This window comes from Micromonospora sp. CV4, assembly GCF_003667455.1.
In the GTDB taxonomy this organism is placed as follows: Bacteria; Actinomycetota; Actinomycetes; order Mycobacteriales; family Micromonosporaceae; genus Micromonospora.
Map to the genome: position 1 here is coordinate 1 of NZ_RCVI01000352.1, position 4,580 is coordinate 4,580.

Consider the following 4,580-nt stretch of genomic DNA (forward strand, 5'->3'; position numbering starts at 1 on the left):
GGGCTTGCCGGCCGCCGGCTTCGCCTCGGCGCTGGGCTGGCTGACCGAGGCGGCCGCCTCGGGCTGGCCGTCCGGCTCCGGCGCCGCGGCCGGCGTGCCCGCCGACTCACCGCCCCGCGGGGTGGCGGCGCCCGGCGCCGGTCGGTAGTCGGCGAAGAAGTCGTGCCAGGCCGAATCGACGCTCGATGGGTCGGCGAGGTAGCGCTGGTACATGTCCTCGACGATCCACTCGTTCGGGCCGAAACCCGCCAGTGGGTTATCCTGCGAAGTCTGCTGGGTCGACACGGCCGGTAATCGCCTCTTTCACGCGGGTTTGTGTGTCACGCGGTGTCCGTCGCGCCCGGTTCGGAGCACGGACAGGACGGCTCCCAGGCTACGCCGTACCGATCGCGCAGGCATTTCCGCCTCGGTGGCGTGGTCCGATTCACAGAAGATGCCAGAAGTTCAGCAAGTGCTGCGGGTCGGCCCGACGGCTGGTAGGACGCCCGGCGCCAGCGCCTGAGTACCGGTACGGATGTCCGCACGGGCGCTCCTCGGCAGGATCGGCCGCATGGCTGACACGGGGGAACGGAAGCGGTACGGCCCGAGCATGGCGGTCGCGGTCGGTTGGTACGCCACCGCGATCGCGGCGGTGGTGGTCGGCACGACCAGCGTGCCGAGCGCGCCGCGGCAGGACTGTTCGGCGATGTTCAGCTGTCTCTCCCCGATGGAGTCGCTGGCGCTGGCCGGGCTGGTGTGGGGCGGGCCGGTGCTCATCGGGCTGCTGCTCGTCACGGCGGTGGTCAACGCGCTGGTCGTCCGCCATGTCCCCTCGGCGGTGCTCGCCGGCACCGTGTCCGTAGCGGTCACCGCGCCGGTCTGCGCCGTCGTGGCCGCCGTCTACCTGGGTCGCTCGTGAAGCGGCTCGGCCTGGGCGGCCTCTTCTTCACCTGGCTCTACGGGGTGCCGTTCCTGCTCCTGGTGGGCCTGATCCGGCGGACGTCCACGCCGTACACACCGACGCACGATGCGGCGCGGGCGTTCGGCGCGACCACCGACGCCCTGCTGACCGCGGGGCTCGTGCTCAACGCGGTGCTGCCGCTCGCCGGCCTGCTGCTCGCCGGGTGGGCGGGGGAGCAGGGCTGGCGGCGGCACTTCGGCTGGGCGTTCGGTGGGATGGCGCTGCTCTACCTGGCGGTCGCGCTCGCCGGCAGCATGGCGACCAGCACCCTGGTCGGTCACACCCCGGCCGATCAGGAACCGGAGCCGCCGGTCGGCCACTGCGTCCCGATCAGCGGCGGCCGGGGCTGCCCGGGCGGGTGAGCCGCCGACGCGGCACGAGAGCAGGCCCCACGACCGGGACGCCCCGGGGGTGGCGACCGAGCCGCCGCCACCCCGGGACGATCCGGGTCAGGAGATGTCGCGCCGGCGCATCAGCAGGGTGCCGACCAGGCCGGTGATCACCGCGTACCCGATCAGCACGAGGGCGCCGGCCCAGCGCGGCGGGTTGCCGGGGATGTCCGCCCCGGTGACCATCAGCGACGAGGCCAGCGACGGCACCAGCAGTTGCAGGTTGTTGATCCAGTCGCCCCAGCGGGCGGCCAGGATGCTGATCACCACGATGGCGCCGATCGAGCCACCGAGGTAGAGCAGGATGCCGGTCACGGTCGCGCCGATCTGGCTGCGGATCAGCACGCCGATGCCGACGCCGAACACCGCCCAGAGCAGGTACGCGAGCAGGTTCAACCCGATCGCGCGCCAGGCCGCGTCGTTGCCCAGTTGCGAGCCGACCCCAACGGCGTTCAGCACCGCCGCGCCGGCGAGCAGGTTGAGCGCCGTGGTGACCAGCCAGAACAGCAGCGCCAGCAGACCCGCCGCGGCGAGCTTGGCGCTCATCACCGCGGTGCGGTGCGGCGTGGTGAGGAACGTGGTGGTCACCGTCTGGTGGAAGAACTCACTGGTCACCACGATGATGCCGAGCAGCATCACGATCAGCAGACCGAAGAACTGCCCGGTGGTGAACAGGTTCGACGAGAGCGCGTCCGGACTGGCCGCGGCCGCCAGGGTGTCGACCTGGTCGGGTGGCACCTCGCCGAGGTTCCCGCTCGTCAGGGCGTCCGCCTGCAACCAGTTGATGAGCAGGGTGAGCGCCCAGAGCGGCAGGCTGATGAGCGCGAAGATCCACCAGGTGTTGGTAGTACGGATCTTGAGCAGTTCGGCTCGGATCAGGTTCATCGGATGCCCGCCTTTCCGGCCGTCAGCTCCAGGAAGACCCGTTCCAGGTCGGGCCGTTCGGTGGTCAGTTCGTGCAGCTCGACCCCGGCGGTCAGGGCGGCGCGGCCGATCGTCGGGGCGTCCACCCCGCCGACCAGCAGGACACCCTGCTCGTCGGTGTCGACGGTGGCCGACTGCGCCTTCAGCGCGGTGATCAGCGCCTCGGCGTGCGGGGTGCGGACCCGGACCCGAGCGCCCTGCGCCATCGACCCGAGGACCTGGTCGACCGGGCCCTGGCGGACCAGCTGCCCGGCCGCGATGATCACCACGTCGTCGGCGAGCAACTGCATCTCCGACAGCAGGTGGCTGGAGACCAGCACGGTGCGACCCTCGTGGGCGAGGTTCTTGAGGAACCCGCGCATCCACCGGATGCCCTCCGGGTCGAGCCCGTTCGCCGGCTCGTCCAGGATCAGCACCCGGGGGTCACCGAGCATGGCGGCGGCGATGCCGAGCCGCTGCTTCATGCCCAGCGAGTAACCCTTGAACTTGCGCTTCGCCGCCGGGGTCAACCCGACCAGGGCCAGCGCCTCGTCGGCCCGCTGCTTGGGCAGCCCGGCCGCCGCGCAGATCACCCGCAGGTGGTTGATGCCGGTGCGGCCCTTGTGCGCGCTGGACGCCTCCAGGATCGCCCCGACGTGCCGCAGCGGGTCGGAGAGGTCGGCGTACCGGTGGCCGCTGATGGTGGCCGTGCCGGCGGTCGGCGTGACCAGGTTCAGCAACATGCGCAGCGTGGTGGTCTTGCCGGCGCCGTTCGGGCCGAGGAAGCCGGTCACCCGCCCCGGCGCGACGGTGAAGGACAGGTTGTTCACCGCCCGGACGTTCTTGTACTGCTTCGTCAGACCGGACACCGTGATCTGACCGTCGCTGGTGGGGCTTCGCTGCCCGTCAGTCATCGTTCTCCTCCCGTGTGCGGCGTCGAGGTACGCCGTGGCACAGCGTGACGGCCCCGAGCAACAAGGTCAATCAGGCACGGTCCGTACGGCGTGGTCCGCCTTGGGGTGGAGGCGGGTCCTCCCCGCGGACGATGGAGCGGGTCAGCGGGCGATCCAGGTGGCCCGGGCAACGCCGAGCAGTGCGCCGTCCGGTCCGTACAGGCTGGTGTGGACGAGGGCCTTGCGCCCCTGGGCGTGGATCAGCGCACCCGTCACCACGCACTCGTCGCCCGGCGCCGGCAACGCGGTGACCACGGCGGCGATCCGGCCCAGCAGGTACGGGCGGCCGGGCGCGAGCACCGTCCAGCCACCCGGACAGTCCAGCGCCGCCCAGATCGTGGCGTCGCTGACCTGCTCCGGCGCCCGGAACGGGGCGGCGGTCCGGCCGTCCGGCAGGCGGCCAGGGAAGATCCGCAGCCCGTCGGCCCGGCGCGGACCGCAGACGTAGCAGTCGGGGAACGGATGCTCGACCAGGCCGGGGTAGCGGGTCGCGGCGCCGACCGCGGTGTCCCGGTCGACCGGCGGTACGACGGCGTCCACCGCCCCGGCCGGGCGGACCTCGGCCACCAGTTCGCCGGCCGGGTCACGGACCTCGCCGTCGATGATCCTCAGCGCCGTCTCCAGCGGTGGTGGCCGGCGCAGCGTCACCTCGACCGGGCCGGTGCCGCCCGCCGCGGTGGCGAAGACTCCGGCGCTCCAGCCGCCGTTGCCGGAGCCGGGCGGCCCGTTGTAGCGGGACTCGATGCGCATCGTCGACCTCCGGTGGGGCGTGCCGGCGCCGTCGCCGGGTCCGTCCGGCAGCCTCGCACGGCCGCCGTCGGGCGCATCCGCCGGCCGGCGTTCATCCGATCGACACGGTGGTCACCGCCGATGGCAACCCCGGGCACCTACACAGATCCCATGGCCGTTCTGCATGCCGCTGGCGCACCCCTGACGACCAGCGGATACACCCTGCTGATCGCCGACGACCCGACCCAGGTCGCGGCCGCGCAACGCCTGCGTCACGAGGTGTTCGCCACCGAGCTCGGCGCCACCCTCCGCCCGAGCGAAACCGGGATGGACGTGGACCCCTTCGACGCCCACTGCGACCATCTGATCGTCCGCCAGGAGAGCACCGGCGAGGTGGTCGGTACGTACCGGCTGCTGCCTCCCGGCCGCACCAACCGGCGGTACGCCGAGGACGAGTTCGACCTCGCCGCGCTCGATCCGCTCCGCGACGACCTGGTCGAGGCGGGCCGGTCCTGTGTGCACCCGGACCACCGCTCGGGCGCGGTCATCAACCTGATGTGGGCCGGCATCACCCGGTACCTGCACCTGCGCGGCTCGCGCTGGCTGGGCGGCTGCGCCTCGGTGCCGGTGGCCGACGGTGGCCGGGCGGTGGCGGAGGTGTGGGCG

General features: G+C 72.5%; 7 protein-coding genes. 3 read left to right on the forward strand and 4 right to left on the reverse strand.

Annotation, left to right across the window (positions count from 1 at the left end; translation table 11 throughout):
• Positions 1 to 285, reverse strand: a 285-nt coding sequence (locus EAD98_RS24845) for a hypothetical protein (protein WP_147457485.1), incomplete at its 3' end; no start/stop codon positions are given.
• A 265-nt stretch (positions 286 to 550) separates the two neighbouring features.
• Here EAD98_RS24845 and EAD98_RS24850 point away from each other — a divergent pair.
• Both EAD98_RS24850 and EAD98_RS24855 read left to right on the forward strand, forming a co-directional pair.
• Positions 551 to 898 (forward strand): hypothetical protein, encoded by a 348-nt coding sequence (locus tag EAD98_RS24850; protein ID WP_121656412.1) that lies wholly within the window; start codon positions 551 to 553, stop codon positions 896 to 898.
• Positions 895 to 1,302 (forward strand): hypothetical protein, encoded by a 408-nt coding sequence (locus tag EAD98_RS24855; protein ID WP_121656413.1) that lies wholly within the window; start codon positions 895 to 897, stop codon positions 1,300 to 1,302. The genes EAD98_RS24850 and EAD98_RS24855 overlap by 4 nt, the downstream gene beginning before the upstream one ends.
• 87 nt (positions 1,303 to 1,389) lie before the next feature.
• Here EAD98_RS24855 and EAD98_RS24860 read toward each other — a convergent pair whose 3' ends face one another.
• The 3 genes from EAD98_RS24860 to EAD98_RS24870 all read right to left on the reverse strand — a co-directional run bounded on the left by EAD98_RS24860 (position 1,390) and on the right by EAD98_RS24870 (position 3,935).
• Positions 1,390 to 2,214 (reverse strand): ABC transporter permease, encoded by an 825-nt coding sequence (locus tag EAD98_RS24860; protein WP_121656414.1) that lies wholly within the window; start codon positions 2,212 to 2,214, stop codon positions 1,390 to 1,392.
• The gene (locus tag EAD98_RS24865; protein ID WP_121656415.1) at positions 2,211 to 3,146 is read right to left on the reverse strand and encodes an ABC transporter ATP-binding protein; all 936 of its coding nucleotides are present in this window, start codon (positions 3,144 to 3,146) and stop codon (positions 2,211 to 2,213) included. The genes EAD98_RS24860 and EAD98_RS24865 overlap by 4 nt, the downstream gene beginning before the upstream one ends.
• Positions 3,147 to 3,287: 141 nt before the next feature.
• Positions 3,288 to 3,935 (reverse strand): hypothetical protein, encoded by a 648-nt coding sequence (locus EAD98_RS24870; RefSeq protein WP_121656416.1) that lies wholly within the window; start codon positions 3,933 to 3,935, stop codon positions 3,288 to 3,290.
• 150 nt (positions 3,936 to 4,085) lie between these two features.
• Here EAD98_RS24870 and EAD98_RS24875 point away from each other — a divergent pair.
• Positions 4,086 to 4,580: GNAT family N-acetyltransferase (locus EAD98_RS24875; RefSeq protein WP_121656417.1), on the forward strand; the 495-nt coding region annotated here is incomplete at its 3' end.